This window comes from Paucibacter sp. B51 (assembly GCF_027863535.1).
Classification (GTDB): domain Bacteria; phylum Pseudomonadota; class Gammaproteobacteria; order Burkholderiales; family Burkholderiaceae_C; genus Paucibacter_A; species Paucibacter_A aquatilis.
This window is the reverse complement of sequence record NZ_JAPIVN010000002.1, coordinates 201233-222674: the sequence shown is the minus strand read 5'-3', so window position 1 is coordinate 222674 and position 21442 is coordinate 201233. Positions and strand designations below refer to the sequence as shown.

14 protein-coding genes are annotated in these 21442 nt (G+C 69.0%); 8 read left to right on the top strand and 6 right to left on the bottom strand.

All coding sequences use genetic code 11. The annotated features are described in order from the left end of the window. Nucleotides 1-197 precede the first annotated feature (197 nt). Entirely contained in the window at nucleotides 198-6698 is a 6501-nt protein-coding gene (locus OOB33_RS21935) for a YDG domain-containing protein (RefSeq protein ID WP_271010216.1), read from the bottom strand. Nucleotides 6699-6770: 72 nt separating this feature from the next. Beyond that, nucleotides 6771-8537 carry a ShlB/FhaC/HecB family hemolysin secretion/activation protein gene (locus tag OOB33_RS21930; RefSeq protein ID WP_271010215.1) on the bottom strand — a complete coding sequence of 589 codons (1767 nt, stop codon included), beginning with the start codon at nucleotides 8535-8537 and terminating at the stop codon, nucleotides 6771-6773. Nucleotides 8538-8777: 240 nt separating this feature from the next. On the opposite strand from OOB33_RS21930, the gene OOB33_RS21925 reads away from it, so the two are divergent. Continuing rightward, nucleotides 8778-9647 carry a response regulator transcription factor gene (locus OOB33_RS21925; RefSeq protein ID WP_271010214.1) on the top strand — a complete coding sequence of 290 codons (870 nt, stop codon included), beginning with the start codon at nucleotides 8778-8780 and terminating at the stop codon, nucleotides 9645-9647. A gap of 38 nt (nucleotides 9648-9685) precedes the next feature. Further along, nucleotides 9686-12040, top strand: a complete 2355-nt coding sequence (locus OOB33_RS21920; RefSeq protein ID WP_271010213.1) for a sensor histidine kinase — start codon at nucleotides 9686-9688, stop codon at nucleotides 12038-12040. A 25-nt stretch (nucleotides 12041-12065) separates the two neighbouring features. Here the strand turns inward: OOB33_RS21920 and OOB33_RS21915 are convergent, their stop codons facing one another. After that, on the bottom strand, nucleotides 12066-12563 hold the full coding sequence (locus OOB33_RS21915; protein WP_271010212.1) for a YciI family protein: 498 nt from the start codon (nucleotides 12561-12563) through the stop codon (nucleotides 12066-12068). Between the two features lie 126 nt (nucleotides 12564-12689). Here OOB33_RS21915 and OOB33_RS21910 point away from each other — a divergent pair, with 126 nt between their 5' ends. Next, nucleotides 12690-13067, top strand: coding sequence for a nuclear transport factor 2 family protein (locus OOB33_RS21910; RefSeq protein ID WP_271010211.1), 378 nt, complete (start codon nucleotides 12690-12692; stop codon nucleotides 13065-13067). A 12-nt stretch (nucleotides 13068-13079) separates the two neighbouring features. Here OOB33_RS21910 and OOB33_RS21905 read toward each other — a convergent pair whose 3' ends face one another. Next, nucleotides 13080-13943, bottom strand: coding sequence for an HDOD domain-containing protein (locus OOB33_RS21905; protein ID WP_102766406.1), 864 nt, complete (start codon nucleotides 13941-13943; stop codon nucleotides 13080-13082). A gap of 172 nt (nucleotides 13944-14115) precedes the next feature. On the opposite strand from OOB33_RS21905, the gene OOB33_RS21900 reads away from it, so the two are divergent. Further along, the gene (locus OOB33_RS21900) at nucleotides 14116-14835 is read left to right on the top strand and encodes a transglutaminase-like cysteine peptidase (RefSeq protein ID WP_243392671.1); all 720 of its coding nucleotides are present in this window, start codon (nucleotides 14116-14118) and stop codon (nucleotides 14833-14835) included. 72 nt (nucleotides 14836-14907) lie between these two features. After that, nucleotides 14908-16854 (top strand): bifunctional diguanylate cyclase/phosphodiesterase, encoded by a 1947-nt coding sequence (locus OOB33_RS21895; RefSeq protein WP_271010210.1) that lies wholly within the window; start codon nucleotides 14908-14910, stop codon nucleotides 16852-16854. A gap of 31 nt (nucleotides 16855-16885) precedes the next feature. Here the strand turns inward: OOB33_RS21895 and OOB33_RS21890 are convergent, their stop codons facing one another. Next, nucleotides 16886-17452 (bottom strand): NUDIX hydrolase, encoded by a 567-nt coding sequence (locus OOB33_RS21890; RefSeq protein WP_271010209.1) that lies wholly within the window; start codon nucleotides 17450-17452, stop codon nucleotides 16886-16888. A gap of 41 nt (nucleotides 17453-17493) precedes the next feature. Between OOB33_RS21890 and maiA the strand changes: the two genes are divergently transcribed. Both maiA and pgeF read left to right on the top strand, forming a co-directional pair. Further along, on the top strand, nucleotides 17494-18126 hold the full coding sequence (gene maiA, locus OOB33_RS21885; RefSeq protein WP_102766409.1) for a maleylacetoacetate isomerase: 633 nt from the start codon (nucleotides 17494-17496) through the stop codon (nucleotides 18124-18126). Further along, a complete protein-coding gene (gene pgeF / locus OOB33_RS21880; protein WP_243392672.1) occupies nucleotides 18116-18910 on the top strand; it encodes a peptidoglycan editing factor PgeF in 795 nt (264 codons plus the stop codon). Before maiA ends, pgeF begins: the two co-directional genes overlap by 11 nt. On the opposite strand, the gene OOB33_RS21875 is transcribed toward pgeF, so the two are convergent. Beyond that, entirely contained in the window at nucleotides 18842-19180 is a 339-nt protein-coding gene (locus OOB33_RS21875) for a hypothetical protein (RefSeq protein WP_102766410.1), read from the bottom strand. The two genes, pgeF and OOB33_RS21875, sit on opposite strands and share 69 nt — an antisense overlap. A 422-nt stretch (nucleotides 19181-19602) precedes the next feature. On the opposite strand from OOB33_RS21875, the gene phaC reads away from it, so the two are divergent. Then, nucleotides 19603-21285: a class I poly(R)-hydroxyalkanoic acid synthase gene (gene phaC, locus OOB33_RS21870; RefSeq protein WP_271010517.1), complete on the top strand. Its 1683-nt coding sequence runs from the start codon at nucleotides 19603-19605 to the stop codon at nucleotides 21283-21285. Nucleotides 21286-21442: the final 157 nt, after the last annotated feature.

Here is a 21442-nt window from a genome sequence, read left to right as displayed (position 1 = left end):
GCCCCGGACGGCGCGATGCGCGTCTCGGGGCCTTGGGCTGTTGCCCCCAGCCAGGGGGCTCTTGCGCGCCGGTCTGCGCCGGGCTGCTGCGAAGAGCGAGACATGCCGGTCTTGCGCCGGCTTGGCGACAGGGCCGCGATGGGCCTGCTTTCCTCCGTTGTTTTCGTGCGTGCGGGCTCAGCGCCTTGGGTTGGGCCTCACTCCACGTAGCTCAGGACCACCGAACGCACCTGGTCGACGCCGATGCCGGCATCGCGCTTGAGCGCACTCAAGGCGTAGGCGCTGAGCAGCTCGTGGCCCAGCTCCGCGGCGGCGGCGGGCGTGCGCACGCGCAGGCTGCCGTCTTCACCAAAGCTGAGGCGCAAGCTGCTGGTGTGATCGCCAGGCAGCACCAACAAGGCTTCACCGCTGTAGCGCAGGGCGCGCTGCGGCTCCGGCAGGGGCGAGGGCTGGCTAGAGCCGCGCACCACGGCCAGGCTGTCGCCCAGATCGGTCAGCTTGAACTGGCCCAGCGGCTCCAGCGCTTCGCTGGCGCGTTGGCTGAACAGGGGCACATCGGCCGCCAGCGCCTGCTCCAGCGGGCCCTGCGCCACGGCGATGCTGACGCGGCCGTGGGCCGACAGCGCCTGCTCGGTGTCGAAGCGGGCGACGCTGCCGCCACCCTTGAGCTCCGAGGCGCCGTTGCGGCCCAAGGCCTGGCTGCCGCCTGAGGCATCGGAGCTCGGCGTCGCAGCGCCGGGGCCGGCATTGAACGCCACCAGCGGGCTGCCGGCTGCGTTCGGGGCATCGCCGCCGAGCAGCGGGCTGGCCGCGCCCGCTGCCGCACCGGCCTGGCCGCCCGAGCGTGTGCTGTTGCCGCCCGGCGGGGTGATGGAGGTGGCGGCCGTGGCATCGCTGGCCGGCGGGGCGCTGATGCTGCCGGTGGCCTGGATACTGGCGGCGGACAGGCTGTAGTTCTGCGCGTCGGCACCACCCAGCTGCACGCGGCTGATCTGCACCGGCTTGTCGCGGCCCACCGCTGCATCCAGGAACTGCCCCAGCACCTGGCCTTGCACCTGATCGCCGGCCAACACGCCCTGGAGCTGCAGGGCGCCCAGGCTGGCCTGGGTGCTGCCGTCGTAGCGTTTGTCCTCGGCTTGCAGGGCCGCAGCGCCGAGTTGGCGCTGGGCGATGTCCGCCTTGGCGGCTTGCGTGCTGCTGGACAGCTGGTAGTTGCCCGCATCGGCGCCGTTCAGGGCCAGGCTCACGGTCGCGGCCTTGTCCTTGCCGGCGTTCTTGTCGGCGAACTGGGCGCTGGCTTGCAGGCCGACCTGGTCACCTCCGATCACGCCTTGCAGGGCGCCGGACGTGACGCTGGCGGCGTTGCTGCCGTCGTAGACCTTGCCGGCCACGCTGGACGCGCCGGCGGAGATCACCTTGGCCGCGATGTCGGCTTTGGCGCTCTGCGTGCTGCTGGTCAGCTGGTAGTTGCCCGCATCGGCGCCGTTCAAGGCCAGGCTCACCGTGGCGGCCTTGTCCTTGCCGGCGTTCTTGTCGGCGAACTGGGCGCTGGCTTGCAGGCCGACGCGGTCACCTCCGATCACGCCTTGCAGGGCGCCGGCCGTGACGCTGGCGGCGTTGCTGCCGTCGTAGACCTTGCCGGCCACCGTCGATGCACCAGCGGAGATCACCTTGGCGGTGATGTCGGCGGTGGCGGCTTGCGTGCTGCTGGCCAGCTGGTAGTTGCCTGCATCGGCACCGTTCAGGGCCAGAGCGATGGTGGCCGCCTTGTCCTTGCCGGCGTTCTTGTCAGCGAACTGGGCGCTGGCTTGCAAGCCAACCTGGTCATCGGCGATCAGGCCTTGCAGGGCTCCGGCCGAGACAGACGCGGCGGTGCTGCCGTCGTAGACCTTGCCGGCGACGGTGGATACGCCAGCGGCGATCACCTTGGCCGCGATGTCGGCGGTAGCGGCTTGCGTGGTGCTGGCCAGCAGGTAGTTGCCTGCATCGGCACCGTTCAGGGCCAGAGCGATGGTGGCAGCCTTGTCCTTGCCGGCGTTCTTGTCAGCGAACTGGGCGCTGGCTTGCAGGCCGACCTGGTCGTCACCGATCAGGCCTTGCAGGGCGCCGGCCCTGACGCTGGCGGCAGTGCTGCCGTCGTAGACCTTGCCGGCCACGCTGGAGGCGCCGGCGGTGATCGTTTTGGCCGTGATCGTCGCCTGGGCGCTGGCCTGGTCGCTGCTCAGCAGATAGTTGCCGGCATCGGCGCCGCCGAGTGCCAGGCCGCTGATGGCCACGTGCTTGTTGCGGCCCGCGTTCTTGTCGGCAAAAGCGGCGCTGCCACTGAGGCTCAGGGCATCGCCTTCCACCATGCCGCTGAGGCTGGCGGCCAGCAGCTCGGCGCGGCTGTTGCCGTCGTAGACCTTGTCGGCGACTTGCAGGCCGCTGGCGTCGAGGCTGCGCGGGGTGATCACGCCGATGTCGGCGCTCACCGCCTGGCTGCGGTAGCCGTAGACCGCCACGCTGCCGGCTTGAGCGCTGGCCCTGATGTTCATATGGCTGACCGAAACGGTTTTGCCATTGCCCACGTTCTTGCTGTCGTACACGGCTTGTGCGCTGCCCAGGCTCACGCTGTCGCCGTCGATGGCGCCGGTGGTGATCTGCAGCTGGTCGGCGCTCAGCGTGGCGGTGGTGTTGCCGTCGTAGACCTTGCTGACCGTACCGTTGAGTTGGGCTTGCAGCACGGGTGCTACACGGTAGAGCATGCCGTTGCCCTGGCCCAGCACGGTGCTGGCACTGCTGGCGTCGTACTGCTTGAAGGCTTGCGTCAGGCCGCCGCGCACGTCTTGGCGCGGGTCGGTCGAGTAGATGCGCCAGGCGCCGTCGCTGGCCTGGACCGCGCTGCTGCCTGCGTTGTTGATGAAATGGCGGCCGGCTTCCAGCAGCAAGGGCAAGGCAACCTTCGCGCTGTTGCTGGCGACCACCGCCTGGTTCAGCACCAGATCGCTGCTGGCGCCGCTGCTGCGCAGGTCCACGCTGCCGCTGGCGCGCACGCCGCTCAGGCCGTCGGCACTGCCCACGGTCAAGCGGCGGCTGTTCTTGAAGGCCAGGTCCCCCACCTCGGCGGCGATTTCGTCCACTTGATGGGCGCTGCTGCCCGGCTTGAGCTGCACGCTGCCGCTGCTGCGCACAGCGAGCTTGGGGGCCGTCAACACGCCGCGGCCTGAGATGCCCACACCGGCCTGATCGTTCAGCGACAAGGTGTTGGCGGCCGTGACGGCTGTGTCCAGCTGCAGGCCGCCCTGGGCCGCATTCAGGTGCAGGCTGCCGCTGCTGGTGCTGAGGGCGCCGTCCACCGTCAGGCGCTGGGCCTGGATGTCGACCTTGTTCTGCACCGCGGCGCTGAAGGCATGGGCCAGCACGGTGTCGTCGCTGGCCAGCAGGCGCAGGGTGTCCACGCCGGCCAGCTTGGCAATCGAGGCCGCGCTCAGTTGGCCGCCCGTGCCGCCGATGTGCACCGCGCTTTGCGCGCCGCTGACGCTGAATTCCAGCGTGCTGCGGCTCTGGCCGCTGAGCGTGGCGCTCTCGGCATCGAAGCCGCTGGCCGACTGCAGCTGCAGGGTGGCGCTGCTGTTGTTGAGCGCCAGCGGGGCGTTCAGGCCCAGGCGGCCCTGGGCCTGCAGCTGCACGGTCGGGCTGCTGCCGGACTTGATCGTCAGGCCGTTCAAGCCGTCAACCGAACCGAGGCTCCAGCCTGCATGGCCCAGCTGCTGCACCTCGGTGTTGCCGCCGACGTCCAGCGCCAGGGTGCTGAAGTCGAAGCGGCTGTCGGTCAGGGTGGCGCCGGCGCCCGCCGTCACGGCCACGCGAGCCGCCGAGACACCGCCGTTGACGCCGATCACGCGCTGCCCGCTCTTCAGGTGCACGGTGCTGGCCAGGGTGCTGATGTCGCTGTCGAAGACCAGATTGCCGCCATCGCTGCGCCCCACCTCCAGTGTGGCCGCGCTGATCTGGCCCAGGGTGGCGTTGTTCAGGCCGGTGCCAAGATGCAGTTCGTTGGCAGCCGTCATCTGGCGCAGGGTGACCTTGCCGGCGCCTGCGTTGGCGGTGACGGTCTGGCTGATGTTGATGGTGTCGCCGGTCAGCGTGATGCCGCCGCTGGTGTTGCTCAGGGTGCCGGCGCTGATGTCCACGGTCTTGTTGACCATCTCGAAGGAGCCGCTGGCGCTGAAGCTGAAGTTGCCCGGCACGCTGATGGTGCCGGTGCCGTCTTCGCGGCCGATGGTCAGGTTCTTGACCCCCGGCAGCTTGTTCAGCGTGGCTGGCGAGGCGAAGCCATTGGCATCGCCCAAGACCATATTGGTGGCCTTGTCGTAGGGCTCCAGGCGCAGCGAGGCAGTGCTCAGGTTGTTGAGGGTGGCGGTGCCCCAGTCGACCTTGTCGGCACGCAGGGTCAGGACGCCGCTGCCGGTGTCCAGATTGACGCCGACGCTGCCGAAACGGATGGTGCCGTCGGTGAAGATGCTCGCGCCGCCCTTGAAAGTGAAGGCGGTGTTGACGTCGATGTCACCGGTGGCATGGATCTGGCCGGCCAGAATCTTGGGGCCGTCCGGGCCGACGCCGCCGGGGTAGGACCCGGTCTCGCGGTCAAAGAACAGCCGCCCCGCGCCGACATCGATGCGGCCATTCATGGTGATGCCGCCACGACCCGAAGCCAGGTAGACGTTGCCACCTGCAGTGCTGATCGGAGCGTTCAGGGTGAAGGCGCCCCCGGTGCCCGAATCGGCGTCGGCCCACAGGCGAACATAGCCGCCCTGGCTGTTGACGCTGCCGCCAATCGTGATGCCGTTGGCGCCGAAGACGGTGATGGTGCCGGGATCGACGGCACCGGGCGTTGCTGAGCGAAGGTCATAGTTGCGCAGCGGCCCGGAGGGGTTGCCACCTGCACCCGTTGCCACCAGGTGCGGGACATTGATCACCGAGGCCCTGCCTCCGTTGACTGCGTCCGTTTCGCCCGAGTTCCAGTTGGAGGCGATCAGCAAGATGCCGGCGGCGCCGTTGACGCGCAGGGTGTCCGCTTTCTGTTCAAAGCGAATCACACCGATCTTGTCGCCCGGATCGCTGCCCATTTGCCCGCCGCGGCCGGCCACGGCGGTGAAGCTCACACCGTCGGCCAGGTCCAGCACACCGTCCGTGCTGCCGGTGGCGCGCAGGTCCTTGAAGGTGATGTTGTTGGTGGCCTCGAGCACGATGTTGGCGGACTGGGCCTCCAAGTCTTTCTCATAGACCACCGATCCGCTGAGACTGCCGCTGCCGGAGCCGCCTCCGCGAATCTCGAGCGTGCTGGGGTCCAGCAACAGATCCCCCGTCCGCCCCTTCGCCGCCCGCGCATCGGTGCGGCCGCTGTAGGTCAGCTCCTGCTTGCCCGAAACTTCCGCGCGGCCGCCGTTGCCGCCCTCGGCGCCACCGCGCACTTCGATGCGACCGGCGAATTCGGTGCGGCCATCGGACCAGAACACCACCTCGCCGCCGTCACCGGTCTTGCTGGCGTTGGCCAGGGCTTGCACGCTTGCGTCGGCCTTCAGGCTTTGGGCGTTCGGATGCTGGGCGTCCTGGCCTTGCCAGCCGCCGCCGACATGGATCTGGCCGCCGCCGGCGGCGCCGCTGGCATCCAGCCGGGCGCCGTCGCGCAGGCTCAGCTGCGCGCCCTTCACGTCAATGCGGCCGCCGCGGTTGGCCTCGCTGTGGGCGTCGAGCGTGCCGCTCAGGCTCACCTCGCCATTCGCGCCGCCGTCCAGCAGGATGCGGCCGCCTTGCTGGCTCAGGCTGCTGGCTTCGATCAGGCCGCTGCTGTTGACCACGCTGGCGCGCAGGGCGCCCGCGGCTTGGGCGCTCAGCTGCACCAGGCCGCCGGCGGCGTGGATCTCGCCGCTGTGGCCGATCTGGGCTTGCAGCGCCGCGCGTTCCACCGAGAGGCTGAGGAGGCCGTCGCCGTTCAGGTCCAGGCTGACTTGTTCAGCGGCGCCGAGCAGGCTGCTGCCGCCGGGCGTGTGGATCTGGCCGCTGTTGTCCACCTGCGGCGCGATCAGTGCGACCACGCCGCCTGCGGCCTTGCTGCTCAGACGGCCGCTGTTCTCGACCTGGCCGGCCGTGCTGCTGCCCTTGAAGTGGGCGCGGCCGGCCAGAAAGTCAGTGTCCGAAATGTTCAGCGAGCTGGCCACCAGGCCGCCCACATCAACCTGCGCCGTGCGGCCGAAGACCACGCCGTTCGGGTTGAGCAGCCAGACCTGGCCGTTCGATTGCAGGCTGCCGAAGATGGCGCTGGCCTCGCCGCCGGTGACGCGGTTGAGCGCGATGCTCTGGCTGCCCGGTTGCTCGAAGCGCACCTGCGCATCACGGCCGATGTTGAACTGGCTCCAGTTCATGATCAGCTTGTCGCTGGCTTGCTGCACGTGCAGCTGACCCGGCTGCTTCTGCAGCAGCTGGGCCTGGCCCGCGACCACGCTGGCGCCGCTGGGCAGGGCCAGGGCCGGTGGCGCCTGGGCCGCCGGGGCTTGCGCCTGCGCGCCGCTGGCCAGGGCGGTCGAGAGCAGCAGGGCGCCGGAGGCGCGCTTGCCGCGGCCGGCCGTGTGTTCGGCCACGGCGACAAAGGCCTGGCTCAGCTCACTCCAGACCAGGCGGTAGCTGTGGTTCAGGGACGAGGATTTCTTGGTTTTCATGGCGTGTGTGAATTCAGGGTTCGGACCGCCAGGCGGCGGCGCACAAGGTGAGAGACGGAAAGACGGCGCGGCTCAGAAGTTCAGGCTGGCCTGCAGCCACAGGCGCGAGCGGGCGCTGCGGCCCTCAGAATCGCGGCCGTTTTGCAGGCCCTCGTTGCTGCCGATGGCGCGTGACCAGGCGGCACGCAGCTGCCATTCGCCGCCGTAGAGGTTCAGGCCCAGGCCGGCGCCGGCCAGCTTGTAGCCATTGCTCTGGCCGGCGGGCAGGGCGCCGGCCCAGGGCTGGGCATGCCGCTGGATGCGGCCGCCGTCGACAAAGGCCAGGCCCTGGGCACGCAGGCGCTCGCCGATGCGGAAGTCGTGGCGCAGTTCGGCGCTGCCCAGCCAGCCGGCGTCGCCGCTGGCCTCGCCGATGGCATAGGCGCGCACGCCGCTGGGACCGCCCAGCATGAATTTCTCCGAGGAATCGAGGTTGCGGCCGGCCAGCTGGGCACTCAGGCTGGCATAGACCGACCAACTGCCGGCGGCATCCAGGGTCTGCAGCCGCGCCAGCCGGGCTGTGGCCTTGCTGAAGCTGCCCTGGGTACGGGCGCTCAGGGCGTCCACGCCCTGGTCGGCGGCATTGCCGCTCAGGTCCACGCGGCCGACGCTGGCATTGATCTGCCACTCGGTCGCGCCGCCCTGGCCCAGCTCGTCCCAGCGCGAGCCGTTGATCTGGGCTTGCAGGCGATCGACCCGGCGCTGGCGCAGATTGCCGTTGGCGCTGTCGTCCTGCAGGCGCTTGCTTTCCGCATCGAGCTGGGCCCAGGCGCTGCTCATGCGGCTGCGCTGCAACGGGAAGCTCAGGCCGGCGCCCAGGCTGCGTGCCGTGCCGCGCAGGTCCAGGGCCTTCATCTCTTCGCCGACGCGGTAGCGCAGGGCCGAGGCCCCCAGGTTCAGGCGCAGGCCTTGCGGCGTCAGCGGCAGGGCGTAGCTCAGGGCGGCCGAGCGGTTGCCCTCGGTGGCGCTCAGCGACAGGCCCAGCAGATCGCCGCGCTGGGCCGGGTTGGCCCAGGCCAGCTGCGCGGCGGCGCGGGCCTGGCCGGTGTAGCGGTTGCTGAAGTTGTCGAGGCTGGCCTGGCCGCGCAGGGCCGGCTGGCCCTCGGCGCGCACCACCAGGCGGCTGCTGCCGAGCTGCTCGCCTTTTTCAAGGCTGGAGCGGGCCACCACGCCGGCCAGGTCGTTCATCAGCAGCAGGGCGCGTTCCAGGTCATCGCCGCGCACCGGGCCTTCGGGCAGGGCGGCATCGGCCACGGCGCGCAGCTGCGCGTCGGGCAGGGCGCTGCGGTTGTGCAGCTGGATGCGGCCGGCGCCGCGCTCCAGCTGGCCGGCCAGCACGGCGATCTCCAGCTCGCCTTCGCTCAGGTCCTGGCGCGGCAGGTAGGCGCGAGCCAGGCTGTAGCCCTTGGCCTGCAGTTGGGCGCTGACGCGCGCGGCCAGGGCTTGCAGCTGGGCATGGTTGAGGCGCTGGCCGCGGGCATCGGCCACCCAGGACTGCAGCTCTTCGGGCGTGGCCAGGCCTTCGGCGGCGCTGAAGCGGATGCGCTGGATCAGCACCTTGAAGCCCTCGCCGGCGCTGTCGGTCGCGGCGCGCGCGGCCTCGTCATTGCGCGGCTGCAGCGGGCGGGTCTGGCGGGCTTTGTTGAGCTGCTGCTGCTCGTTGAGCAACTGCCCGGCGTCAGGCGGGTTGTTGGCGGCCAGGGCGGCTTGGGTCAGCAGCAGGCCGCTCAGGGCCAGGCTGAGCGTGCTCGGTGAAAACTTGAACGGGGTCGGGTGAGTGAAAGAAGAAAAAGGCTGCATGCGCTGCTTTGCTGTGCGTGTGGGTTGCGGATGCACGCTTTATCGGAGCGCTGAAGGCGCACGGGTTTTGCCAAAAAGCCGCGCGCTTTTGCAGAAGCGGATCAAGACCCCTGGTGCCCGTTTTATGCCGGCATTGCCTGTGCGCTCTGCGATACAAACGTGGCGTGGAGCCCCGCACTGCAGGGGCGCAAGCGCGGGGGGCAGACCGCACAATGCGCGCCTATGTTTTCTGCGCCTGCTGTGTCAACGTCACTTTTCACCAAGCCGGCCAGCCCGCGCCAGCCGGCGCAGGCCCCCGCCGCTGATGCCGCTCATGTGCTGCTGATCGACGATGTGCCCGAGGAGCTGCGCTGGCTGACCCAGCTGCTGCGCCCGCTCTACCGCCTGAGCCTGGCAGACAGCGCCCAGCAAGGCCTGCAGCGCGCGCAGATGCTGCGGCCCGATGTGATCCTGCTCGATGTGGGCCTGCCCGATCTCGATGGCCACGCCCTGTGCCGCCTGCTCAAGGCCGACCCGCTGACAGCTGCCATTCCGGTGCTGTTTCTGAGCGCTCACAACGCCCCCGAGCAGCGCGTGCGCGGCCTGCAGTCCGGCGCGGTCGATTTCATCAGCAAGCCTTTTTATCCCGAGGAGGTGCTGGCCCGGCTGCAGGTGCATTTGCAGCTGGCGCTGCAACGCCAGCCTGCGCCGGCCGCCCCGCCCGCTGCTGCCGCGCGCCACCCCGAGCAGCCGCTGCTGGAGGTGGCCATGCGCTACATCCGCGAGCACCTGGCCGGTTTGCAAGGCGTGGGCGATGTGGCCCAGCAGGTGGGCTTGAGCGAGAAGCGCCTGCTGGCCTTGTTCCGCGAGCATCTGGGCCTGACGGTGTCAGGCTTCATCGCCGAAGAGCGCGTGCGCACCGGCCAACGCCTGCTGGCCGAGACCTTGATGAGCGTGCAGGACATTGCCTTTGCCGTGGGTTTCAACAACCCGGGCAATTTCGCCACCGCCTTCCGCGAGCGCCATGGCCTGAGCCCGCAGGCCTACCGCCAGGGCTTGCGCGAGGCGCCCGCACTGGCACATGCGACTGATTCACCGACCGCCGCGCCGCAGCCGGGTCACGCGCTTTGATGCGCCTGCTGAGGCGGCTGTGCTGGCTCGCGCCGGCCTTGACCCTTGCCTTGGCCTTGGCCTTTGCTCTGCTCGGCAGTGCGCGAGCGCAGGCCCTGCCGGGCTGTGTAGCGGCCGACGGCCGGCGGCTGGACGCCGCCGCGCTGACGCCCCATCTGCGCGTGCTCGAAGACCGCAGCGCGCAGCAGAGCTGGGCGCAGGTCCAAGGGCAACCCGAGGCCGCCTGGCGGCCGGCCACGCCGGCCACCCTGACGCCCGCCTACAGCGCCTCGGCCTTTTGGCTGCGCTGGTGTGTGCAAGGGACGGCCACCCCGCAGACGCTGTGGCTGCAGCTGCGCCCAGCACGGCTGGAGCAGGTGCAGCTCTTCGCCCGGCAGCGCCGGGCCGATGGCCGTTGGGTGGATCTGCCGCCCCAGCGCGCCGGCACCGACCAGGCCTTTGATCAGCGCACGCTGCCGCTGCGAGACAGTGCCTTTGCCCTGACCCTGGGCGCCCAGCCGCAGGAGCTGTGGCTGCGTGTGGCCAGCCGCAGCGCCCTGGCGATGGCGCTGAGCCTGCACCCCCCGGCCGAACTGCTGCGCGAGGAGCAGGCCCGGCTCTGGGCCGACGGGCTGATCGCCGGCCTGAGCCTTTTGCTGATGCTGGTCAGCGCCATGCTGGCCCTGGCCTGGCGCGAGCGCACCTACGGCTACATCGCCCTCTACCTGATGGCCGTGTTCTTTTACGAGAGCGGCATGCGCGGCAGCGCCTTCATGCTGTTCTGGCCGCAGGCGACGGATTGGGCCGTGCGGGCGCTGGCCAGCTTTGGCGTGCTTGCGCATCTCAGCGAGGTGGCCGCCTTGATGCGCTTGCTGGACACGGCGCGCCGCCAGCCGCGCTGGCATCGCCTGATGCTGGGTGTCGCGGCCCTGGATGCCCTGGCCCTGCTGGTCTGCGTGTTCGGCGACTACCGCCTGGGCACCCAGCTGGCGGGGCTGTGCAATCTGAGCCAGGGCCTGTTGATGATGGGCGCCTGCCTGCGCGCCGTGGCCCAGGGCCTGCCCCTGGCACGCGCCTGGACCCTGGCCCTGGCCTGCCAGTTCCTGGGCATGATGCCGCGCATTCTGAGCTTGCTGGGTTGGCAGCCGCATTCCGCGCTCGCCGATTACGGCCCGCCTTTGGTGGGCCTGCTCGGCGTCTTGATCGTCCTGCTGGCCATGGTGGCGCGCATGCGCCAGCAGCGCCTGCAGCATGAGCAGGCGCTGGAGACGGCGGTGCAGCAGCGCACCGCCGAGCTGGCGGCGGCCAGTGCGCTGGCCCAGGCCAGCGATGCGGCCAAGGGGCGTTTGCTCGGCTACCTCGGCCATGATCTGCGCGCGCCCCTGGCTTCGGTGGTGCAGCTCACCCGGCAATTGCAGCCCGACCGTGGTTTCGAGGCCGACCGCCGCGCCATCGAGCACAGCAGCCAGCTGCTGCTGGAGATGATCGATGAGCTGCAGCGCTTTGCCCGCGCCCCCGAGGCCAGTGCCGCGCCCGAGCTGCTGCCGGCCCCGGTCTACATCCACGGCCTGCTGCGCGAGCTGGACCAGCAGGCCCAGGCCCTGGTGCGCAGCGGCGGCAACCGCCTGCGTTTGCAGATCGATGCCAGCCTGCCGCCCGTGCTGGCCGTCGATGCACGGCGTTTGCGCCAGGCCTTGTTCAATCTGCTGTCCAACGCCGCCAAGTTCACGCGCGAGGGCTGCATCGATCTGCGTGCCGCCTACCGTGAGGGCCAGTTGCTGCTCAGCGTGGTCGACCAAGGCCCTGGCATTGCCGAAGCCGACCAGGCCCTGGTCTTCGAGCCTTTTGTGCGCGCCCAGGGCAGCCAGGGCCTGCCAGGTTTGGGCCTGGGTTTGAGCATCGTGCGCCAGACCGTGCAGGCCATGGGCGGGCGCATCGAGCTGCACAGCCGCCTGGGTGCGGGCTGCTGTTTCGAGCTGGCGATTCCGCTGGCCCCGGCCCAAGAGTCCGAGGTCGCCTGGCCGCCGTTGCGAGAGCTGGGCATGTTGGGCTTGATGGGCGAGGAGGCCGGCGGGCCGGCGCGCTGGGCCCTGGTGCTGGACGCCTGCGCTGCAGCGCGCGAAGCCCTGGTCGAGCGCCTGGGCCTGGCCGGTTATGACTGCGTGCAGGCGGCCGATCTGATGCAGGCGCAGCGCGTGTTGATGGGCCTGCCGGCCGGCGCCGTGCTGGAGCTGCTGCTGGTGGAGCCGCTGAGCTTGGGCTCGGCCGGCCGTTCGGGTCTGGCAGCCGCGCAGGCCCTGGCGCCGCAGGCCCGGCTGCTCTGCTGCAGCGCCCGGCCTGAGGCCGGCGATGCGCTCTACAAGCCGGCGCCCGAAGCCCTGTGGTGGGCCGCCATGCGCCCGGCCGGCGGCTGAAGCCTGGCCCGCGGGCGGCGCTGTTTCAGGGCGCCTTGGCTTGGATCTTGTCGTGGATCTCGCGCACCGCCATCAGGGCGGCCGAGCCGTAGAACTTGTGGAACTCGGCCACCATCTCGCCCTGGATCAGCACCGGGTCGCTGGCGGCCAGGGCGCGCGCTTCATCCAGATCGCCGGTGGCAAAGACGAACAGCCCGCGCCAGCCGTCAACCCCGTCCAGCGGCCCGGCCACCGCCAGCTTGCCCTCGGCCGCCAGCCGGCTCATATTGGCGAAATGGCCTTTGAACATGGCATCCCGCTCCGGGCCCGCCGCCATCTTCTTGGGCCCGGTCTTGAGGATCACCAGCACATAGGGCCGCATGCCGCGCTCGTCGGCGCCGAGGCTGCGGGCCAGGGCGGGGTCGTAGGCTTCGGGTTTGCTGTCGCCATTCTGGGCCCGAGCGGGCATGCCGTTCAAGAGGCAGATGGACAGGCCGAGCATGAGCATCGGGCGGCTGAGTTTGCGGATGGCAGCTGCCAACATGGCGGGGCACTCCTTGGCGTGGGGAATGGGCCTCTGATCGAGGGCCTGCGCCCATCATGCCAAAGCTCACGTCCGCCGGGCAGCCTGGCTTGACACAATCCGGCGCAACCCAACAGAAAGAGCGCCGTGGATCACCTCTCACCTCTCGCCGTCGTCCAAGCCCAGCTGGACGCCTACAACGCCCGCGATATGGAGCGGCTCTTGGCCACCTACGCGCCCGATGCCGAGCAGTTTCAGCTGCATGGCGAGCGCCTGGCCCAGGGACATGCCGAGCTGCGCGCCCGTTTTCAGCTGCGCTTTGCCGAGCCCGATCTGCATGCGCAGCTGGTCTCTCGCACGGTGATGGGGGCCATGGTGGTGGACAGCGAGCTGATCACCCGCAACCTGCCGGAAGGGCTGGCCCAGGTGGAGCTGCTTTGTATCTACGAGGTGCGCGCGGGCCTGATCTGCAAGGCCTCGTTCCACACCGGCGCGACGCGGCGGCTGCTGCCGCCGTCGGCTTGAGCCGACGCGCCCTCAAGCGGCGTCGAGGATGGGGCGCAGCAGATCGTCCCAATGCTCGAGGTCGTCGAGGCTGATTTGCAGCCAGTCGAGCGCGGCGGCGTGGTGGGCGCTCCAGTCGGCGTCTTCGCTCAGGCCTTCATGCTGGCGCATCAGATGCTCGGCCACCAGGCCGGCGGCGACCAGGGTGTGGACTTCGGGCTCGATGCCGCCATGACCCAGGGACTGCAGGTCGTGGTGCAGTCGGATACCCGCCATCAGCTCGGGCGCCATATTCCAGGCGCGCGCCAGCAGGGCGCCGGCCACGGCGTGGTCGGTGCGGTGGTTGGCGTTCTCGGTAGCGATGAAGCTGCGGTCGATGCGGGCCGCAGCTTCAACCATGGTGCTGCCGTAGCCCCGCAGGCTTTGCAGCAGCACGGGGATGCCGATGTGGCAGAACAGGCCGTAGGTGTGGGCCAGGTCGGGCGAGAGCCCGGGCAGCTGGCGGGCAATGAAAGCGCAGGCCAGGGCACGCTTGGTCGAGCGTTCCCAGAAACGTGCCAGATGCGGGCTGTTGACCGGGATCGCGTTCCTCAGCAGAAAGGCCGTCATCACGGCGGCTGTTTCTTCCAGGCCGATGCGCGTCATGGCCTGGCCGACCGTGGTGCAGGGCAAGCCGTCGGACAGGTGCAAGGGGCTGTTGGCGATGCGCAGCAAGGTGGCCGACATGGCCACATCGCTGGCGGCGATGCGGGCGATCTCGTTGAGATCGGGTTCGGCGTGGGCCATGGCCTGTTGCAGGCGGGCCAGTTGCTCGGGGCAGGGCGGGATGATGATTTGTTTGAGCACACCGCTGGCGCGGGACTTGTCAATTTCTTGGCGGATTGAAGCAGTGCTCATGAACTGGGGGGGGATTTGGCGCCTGTGGCGGCGCTGGGAGGCGTGTGCAAGCGGTACAGTGGTTTGAATTATCGCCACAGGCCGGCCCGCCCGAACCCTTCTTCGCCCTCTCGAGGCGCCCTGACGCATGCAATTTTGCGTATGCAGCCCCACTGTCGATCGGTCTGGCATCTTGCCCGCCCCAGATGCGGCCCCCAGGCCTGGGGCGGGGCTGCCTGCCGGCCTGGGTCGCAGGGGCTGGAGCTGGCTGGCGGGAGGGTTGCTGGGTCTGGCCTTGATCGGTGCCCAGGCGCTCTGGCCCGACTTGGCCCAGGCGTTGGATCGCAACAAGATCATGGAGAGCGCGGCCCGCTTCGGCCCGCGCACGGCCGGCGAGGCCGAGCAGCTCTTGCAGATGATCGACCGCGCCACCGCGACGGAGGAATTGCCGCGCTTGAGCCTGGTCAACAGCTTCGTCAACAAGCACCTGAACTTTCGCGACGACAGCGAGGTCTGGGGCAAGATCGATTACTGGGCCACGCCGCTGGAGAGTCTGGACAAGGGCCGCGGCGATTGTGAGGACTATGCGATCGCCAAGTATTTCAGCCTGCTCCATGCCGGCACGCCGGTGGCCAAGCTGCGCATGGTCTATGTGCGCGCCCAGCTGGGCGGGCGCTCGCTGGCCCATATGGTGCTGGCCTACTATGCCGAGCCGGGCGCCGAGCCGCTGATCCTGGACAACCTCTTGCCTGAGGTGCGGCCCGCATCTCAGCGCCCCGATCTGCAACCGGTCTTCAGCTTCAATGGCGAAGGCCTGTGGCAGGGTGTGGGGGCCACCTCGGCCGGTGATCCGCTGGCGCGCTTGTCGCAGTGGCGCGATTTGCTTAGCAAGGCGCGGGCCGAAGGCTTTTGAGATGAAGACGACGATGATGTTGACCCCGCCCATTCATGGCCCATTCGCCCGACCGTCTCGGAGGAGCCTCTCATGTCATTGATGCGTCAAGTCTGGCTGCTGGTGCTGGGCGTGGTGCTGGCCTCGTTGCTGGGCGCGGTGGCGGTCAGCACCATGTCAACCCGCCAGCTCTTGCAGACCCAGTTGCAGATCAAGAACAGCGACAACGCCGCAGCCCTGGCCCTGGCCCTGTCGCAGCAGCGTGGTGATGCCGAGCTGATGCAGTTGCTGATCTCGGCCCAGTTCGACACCGGTTATTACGAGAGCGTGGTCTGGCGCCAGCCCGATGGCAACCTGGCTTTTGAGCGCCGCGCGCCGGCCCGCGCCAGCCAGGCTCCGGCCTGGTTTGTGGCCCTGACCCCGATCACGGTGCAGCCCGGCGTGGCCCAGCTGTCCAGTGGCTGGAACGCCATCGGCTCGGTCGAGGTGATGAGTCACAGCGCTTATGCCTATGACGAACTCTGGCGCAGCGTCACCCGCATGGGCGCCTTGCTGCTGGGCCTGGGCGCGCTGGCCAGCCTGGGCGCCTACCTGGCCCTGCACCGCATCCGCCGGCCGCTGGATAACGCCGTGGCTCAGGCGCGTGGTTTGATGGAAGGCCAGTTTGCGCAGATGGAGCTGCCCCATGTGCCCGAGCTGCAGCGCCTGACCGAGGCGATGAACGCCATGGTGGCGCGGGTCAAGCTGATGTTCGAGGCCCAGGGCGAGCAGCTCCAGGCCTTGCGCCTGCAGGCCCATTGCGATGGCCTGACCGGCATGAGCACGCGCAAGCATTTCCTGGCCGAGCTGGAATCGGCCCTGACACGCGACGAAGGCCCGGCCCGCGGCGGCCTGGTGCTGCTGCGCCTGCGTGATCTGGCCCTGCTCAACCAGCGCCTGGGTCGGCCCGCGGTCGACCAGGCCCTGCTGACCCTGTCGCGCGCGGTCAAGGCCTACCCCGACCGGGTGCGCGGCTGCCTGGCAGGCCGCCTCAACGGCTCCGACTTTGCGCTCTGGCTGCCGGCGCCCGATGTGGCGGCCGAGACGGCACAGGCCCTGGCCGACGCGCTGCGTCTCAGCCTGCCGGCCTTCGGGCCGGGCATCCAGGTCTCGCTCGGTGCGGTGGACCTGCCGCGTGAGTCGGCCTTGGGTCAGTGGTTTGCTGAAGCAGACAAGGTCTTGGCGCGCGCCGAGACCCAAGCGGGTTTTGTGGTCGAGTTCCACCGCGGCGCGGCGTCCGGCGAGGCCGGCAAGTCCAGCAGCAGCGCCGGTGCGCAGGGCGAGCAGGCCTGGCGTGCCCAGATTCTTGACGCGCTGAAAGAGCGCCGCGCTCGCCTGAGCCAGTTCCCGCTGCTGGACCGCGAGGGCCGACTGCTGCATCTGGAATGCCCGTTGCAGCTGCAGATGGAGGCCGATGGTCCATTTGAACCGGCGACGCGCTGGCTGCCGCTGGCGGTGCGCAGCCGCCTGACGGCCGAGGTGGACCTGCTGGCGGTCAGCCTGGCCCTGGAGGCCATCAACCGCGATGGCCAGGCACGCTGCGTCAATATCGCGCCGGCCAGCCTGCTCGATGGCAGCTTTGTCGCCCGGGTGCGCGAGCAGGTCTTCCAGGCGCCCCAGGCGGCGCGCAAGCTGGGCTTGGAACTGGCCGAGACGGCCGCCGTTCAGCACTTCGATCTCCTGCTGGAAATGGGTCGGCAGCTGAGGCCGCTGGGCGTCAAGCTGGGCCTGGAACATGCAGGCGCCGGCCTGGCCCAGGTCGACCGGCTGTACCAGGCCGGGCTCGATTACGTGAAGCTGGACGCCTCGGTCGTCAGCGGGGTGTCGGGCGATGCGGCGCGCGCCGCGTTTGTGCGCGGCATGCTGGTGATGCTGCGCAGCCTGGCCCTCAAGGTCTATGCCGAAGGCCTGCGGGACGGCATGGACGTGCAGGCACTCTGGGACTGCGAGGTGGACGGCGTCACCGGACCCTGGGCCACGGCGCAGGGCGGCAAATCCTGAGCGGCTGCCGCAGGGGCGGCGCAGTCGCGGCTCAGTAGCTGATGTCGCCGCAGTGCAGGGGAAAGCCCTGGCCGGCCCGCCAGTCGGCAAAGAAGTGTCGCAAGGTGTCGCGCACGGTGTGGAAGGCGATCTCGTCCCAGGGCAGCTCGTGCTCGTGGAAGAGCCGGGCTTCCAGCGTCTCCGGGCCGGGGTTGAAGGTGGTGGAGAGCAGGCGGGCGCGGTAGAACAGGTGGATCTGCCCGGCCTTGACCACATTCATCAGGCCGTAGAGGGGGCCCAGCTCGATGTGCGCGCCGGCCTCTTCATCGGTTTCGCGCAGGGCGCCCTGTTCGGTGGTTTCACCCAGCTCCAGAAAACCCGCCGGCAGCGTCCATTTGCCCAGGCGCGGCTCGATCGCGCGGCGGCACAGCAGCACTTGCACGCCGCCCCCGGCGCCCTCCCAGATCGGCAGGGTACCGACCACATTGATCGGGTTTTCGTAGTGGATGCTGGCGCAGCTCGGGCAGGTGGCGCGCTCCCGGTTGTCGTCGGCGGGCACCTGGTAGCGCACTTCGGCACCGCAGCTGGGGCAAAACTTGAAACGTCGGGAGAGCCACATGCGGATCAGTTTATCTGTTTGCCCATGGCATCATCGGCGCCATGGAACTCTTCAACTACTTCCGCTCCTCGGCCTCGTATCGCGTGCGCATCGCGCTGGCGCTCAAAGGCCTGGATTACGACTACCGCGCCGTGCACCTGGCCAAGAACGAGCAGTTCGACCCGGCCTATGCCAGCGCCTCCATGTCCAAGCTGGTGCCCTTGCTGCGTGACGGAGATGCGCTGGTCAGCCAGTCCATGGCCATCATCGAGTACCTCGATGAAACCCACCCCGAGCCGCCGCTGCTGCCGGCCGATGCCCTGGGCCGCGCCCAGGTGCGCGCGCTGGCGCAGGACATCGCCTGCGAGATCCACCCGCTGAACAATCTGCGCGTGCTGCGCTACCTGGGCAAGGACCTGGGCCTGGACGAAGACACCAAGAACCGCTGGTACCGCCACTGGGTCGAGGGCGGTCTGGAGGTGGTGGAGCAGCGGCTCAAGGCGCATGCCGGCCAGTTCTGCCATGGCGACACGCCGGGCCTTGCCGATTGCGTGCTGGTGCCGCAGATCTTCAATGCCAAGCGCTTCGACTGCCGCCTCGACCATGTGCCCGAGGTGATGCGTGTGTTCGGCAATTGCATGGCCCTGGACGCCTTCGCCAAGACCCAACCCTCGGCCTGTCCCGATGCCGAGTGACTTGAAGCCGGTGGGGCTGCACCCGGACTGGCTGCAGCCGGATTGGCAGCTGCCGCCCTCCTGGCCCCCGGTTCGCGCTTTCATGACCACGCGCGCCGGTGGCCTCAGCCAGGGCAGCCATGCCAGCATGAATGTGGGCAGCGCGGTCGGCGATGAGCCCGCCGTGGTTCAGGCCAATCGGGCCCTGGTGGCCCAGGCCCTGGGTGCCCGGCCGGTGTTCCTGAAACAGGTGCATGGCGCCGATGTGCTGCGCCTGAATGCTGGTCATGTCGAGGGCGTGGAGCCGCCGGTGTCCGATGCCAGTGTTTCCCGCACGCCCGGGCTGGCCTGCGCCATCCAGGTGGCCGATTGCCTGCCGGTGCTGTTTGCGGCGCCGGGTGCGGTGGGTGGCGCCCATGCCGGCTGGCGTGGCCTGGCCGCCGGGGTGCTGGAGCACACCGTGGCTGAAGTCTGCGCCGCCGCCGGCTGCGCGCCGGCCGAGCTGCACGCCTGGCTGGGCCCTTGCATCGGGCCGCAGCAGTTCGAGGTGGGGGCCGAGGTGCTGGCGGCGTTTGGCGCCAGCCCGCAAGCGCCCGGCGAGGCCTTCGTCTACCGGCCGAATGCGGCCGGCGAGGCGCGCTGGCTGGCCGATCTGCCGGCGCTGGCGCGGCAGCGCTTGCGTGCAGCCGGAGTGCGGGCCCTCAGCGGCGGGCGCTGGTGCACGCTCAGCGAGCCCTCAAGGTTCTTTTCCTACCGGCATGACGCCCGGGCTGGCCGCATGGTGGCGGTCGTCAGCCTGCTCTGAGGCCGGGGCGGCGGTGCGTGCCAGCGGGTCCAGCGGCATGGCTTCGGTGGGCTCTTGCGGGAAATCGATCTGGGCCTGCATTTGCTCCTGCTTTTTTCGCGCGGCCTTGCGGGCAGGCGATCCCAGCACGTACAGCACAATCGAGATCGGCAGCAGGCCGTACAGAACAAAGGTGATGACAGCACCCAGGATGCTGCCCTGGCTGCTGGTGGCTTCGGCCAAGGCCATCATCAAAGCGACATAGCCCCAGGCAATTGCGATCAGATACATGAAATGTCATGGCAAGGTAAGCGGGCGAGCGTACAACATCGTGTGCGCTTTCTCACGCCTCGCGCCCATGTGTCTTTGCACGTTGTGGGTTTGGGGCGGCCTGTGAACCCTGTTCCGATACCTGTTCCCCGTGTTCCGCTTGCGAGCGTCAGAGGAGATTCATGACAAGGAAGAACCCGGCCACACCGGCCAGCCCCACCCCAAAATCCGCAGTGAAGAGGGCTGCAGTGAAGCGTGCTGCCGTGAAGAAGGCCGCCCAGCCCGCCGCGGCCGTGAAAGCGGTCGCCGCCAAGAAAAAGGCCGCTGCCGCTGCACGACCGGCGCCGACCTCTGCGCCTGCTTCCGCTCCAGCTTCTTCGCCAGCATCCGCTCCTGCCGCTTCCGCTGCCCCGGCCGCCGACTTTGGCGCCGGCCTGGGCGAGATGTGGTCCACGCTGGCCGGCCTGCAGATCCCGCCGCAGGCCTTGAGCGAGCTGCAGAGCAATTACCTCAAGCAGGCGACCGAGCTGTGGAACTCTTCCCTGCCGGCCCTGGGTGCCGGCATGGGTGCCATGTTTGGCGCCGCCGGCGGTGAAGCTGCCCCAGCGGCGCCGGCCAAGCCCAAGTCCCTGGGCGATCGGCGCTTTGCCAGCGAGGCCTGGACGGCCAACCCGGCCTCCAGCTTTTTGGCCCAGCTTTACCTGCTCAATGCCCGCACCCTGCAGCAAATGGCGGACAAGCTCGAAGGCGAGGCCAAGACGCGCGAGCGCATCCGCTTTGCCGTGCAGCAGTTTGTCGACGCCGCGGCACCCAGCAACTACCTGGCCCTGAACCCCGAGGCGCAGAAGCTGGCGCTGGAGACCCAGGGCGAGAGCATTGCCAAGGGCATGCAGCTGCTCTGGGCCGACATCCAGCGCGGCCATCTCTCGCAAACCGATGAGAGCGCCTTCGAGGTGGGCCGCAATGTCGCCACCAGCGAAGGCGCGGTGGTGTTCGAGAACGATTTCTTCCAGCTGATCGAGTACAAGCCGCTGACCGCCACCGTGCACGAGCGGCCTTTCCTGCTGGTGCCGCCCTGCATCAACAAGTACTACATCCTCGATCTGCAGCCCGAGAACTCCCTGATCCGCTACGCGGTGGAGCAGGGCCACCGGGTCTTTGTGCTGAGCTGGCGCAACCCCGATGCCTCCTGCGCCGCCTGGACCTGGGACGAAGTGATCGAAAACGCGCCGATCAAGGCCATCGAGGTGGTGCAGGACATCACCGGCGCCGATCAGATCGACACCCTGGGCTTCTGTGTCGGCGGCACCATCCTGGCCACGGCGCTGGCCGTTCTGGCGGCACGCGGCCAACAGCCGGCCTCCAGCCTGACCCTGCTGACCACGCTGATCGATTTCTCCAGCAATGGCGTGCTCGATATCTTCATCGACGAGGCCATGGTCAAGATGCGCGAGATGAGCCTGGGTGACAAGAGCATGGGCAACCCCAAGGGCCCAGCCTTGCTCAAGGGCCAGGAACTGGCCGCTACCTTCAGCTTCCTGCGCCCCAATGACCTGGTCTGGAACTATGTGGTGGGCAACTACCTCAAGGGTGAAGCGCCGCCGGCCTTTGACCTGCTGTACTGGAACGGCGACTCCACCAATATGGCCGGCCCCATGTACTGCTGGTACCTGCGCCACACCTATTTGCAGAACGAGCTGAAGGTCCCGGGCCGATTGACCGTCTGTGGCGAGAAGCTGGACCTGGGCCTGATCGAGGCGCCGGTCTACATCTACGGCTCGCGCGAGGACCACATCGTGCCCTGGGATGCCGCTTACCGCAGCACCCAGGTGTTCAAGGGGCCCAAGCGCTTTGTGCTGGGCGCTTCGGGCCATATTGCCGGGGTCATCAACCCGCCGGCCAAGGGCAAGCGCAGCCATTGGCTGGGCAAGACGGCGGCCTTGCCGACCGAGTCGGCCCAGTGGTTCGAGACTGCGGTGGAGCACCCGGGCAGCTGGTGGACCGATTGGGCGGCCTGGCTGGCTGGGCATGCCGGCCGCCAGGTGGTCGCACCCAAGGGCCCGGGCAACCGGCGCCACCCGGTGATCGAGCCGGCGCCCGGGCGTTACGTCAAACAGAAAGCCTGAACTCAAACAGGATCGTGTGCCTCTGGCGCCGGTCCTGTTTTTTTTCCCGGATGCGGAGTGAGCGATTGCCTGCATCTTGAAACCTAGTTGAAACCCTGATCTGCTAACCTGTTATCTGTTGGTGCTTGATTCGCGGGCGCTGGCCAGAGGCAGTCTC

What these genes read in the sequence shown, in the direction of transcription:
- OOB33_RS21935 (WP_271010216.1), bottom strand. Translation starts at nt 6,698, where the DNA reads ATGAAAACCAAGAAATCCTCGTCCCTGAACCACAGCTACCGCCTGGTC.
- OOB33_RS21930 (WP_271010215.1), bottom strand. Translation starts at nt 8,537, where the DNA reads ATGCAGCCTTTTTCTTCTTTCACTCACCCGACCCCGTTCAAGTTTTCA.
- OOB33_RS21915 (WP_271010212.1), bottom strand. Translation starts at nt 12,563, where the DNA reads ATGTTGGCAGCTGCCATCCGCAAACTCAGCCGCCCGATGCTCATGCTC.
- OOB33_RS21905 (WP_102766406.1), bottom strand. Translation starts at nt 13,943, where the DNA reads ATGAGCACTGCTTCAATCCGCCAAGAAATTGACAAGTCCCGCGCCAGC.
- OOB33_RS21895 (WP_271010210.1), top strand. Translation starts at nt 14,908, where the DNA reads ATGTCATTGATGCGTCAAGTCTGGCTGCTGGTGCTGGGCGTGGTGCTG.
- OOB33_RS21890 (WP_271010209.1), bottom strand. Translation starts at nt 17,452, where the DNA reads ATGTGGCTCTCCCGACGTTTCAAGTTTTGCCCCAGCTGCGGTGCCGAA.
- maiA (WP_102766409.1), top strand. Translation starts at nt 17,494, where the DNA reads ATGGAACTCTTCAACTACTTCCGCTCCTCGGCCTCGTATCGCGTGCGC.
- pgeF (WP_243392672.1), top strand. Translation starts at nt 18,116, where the DNA reads ATGCCGAGTGACTTGAAGCCGGTGGGGCTGCACCCGGACTGGCTGCAG.
- OOB33_RS21875 (WP_102766410.1), bottom strand. Translation starts at nt 19,180, where the DNA reads ATGTATCTGATCGCAATTGCCTGGGGCTATGTCGCTTTGATGATGGCC.
- phaC (WP_271010517.1), top strand. Translation starts at nt 19,603, where the DNA reads ATGTGGTCCACGCTGGCCGGCCTGCAGATCCCGCCGCAGGCCTTGAGC.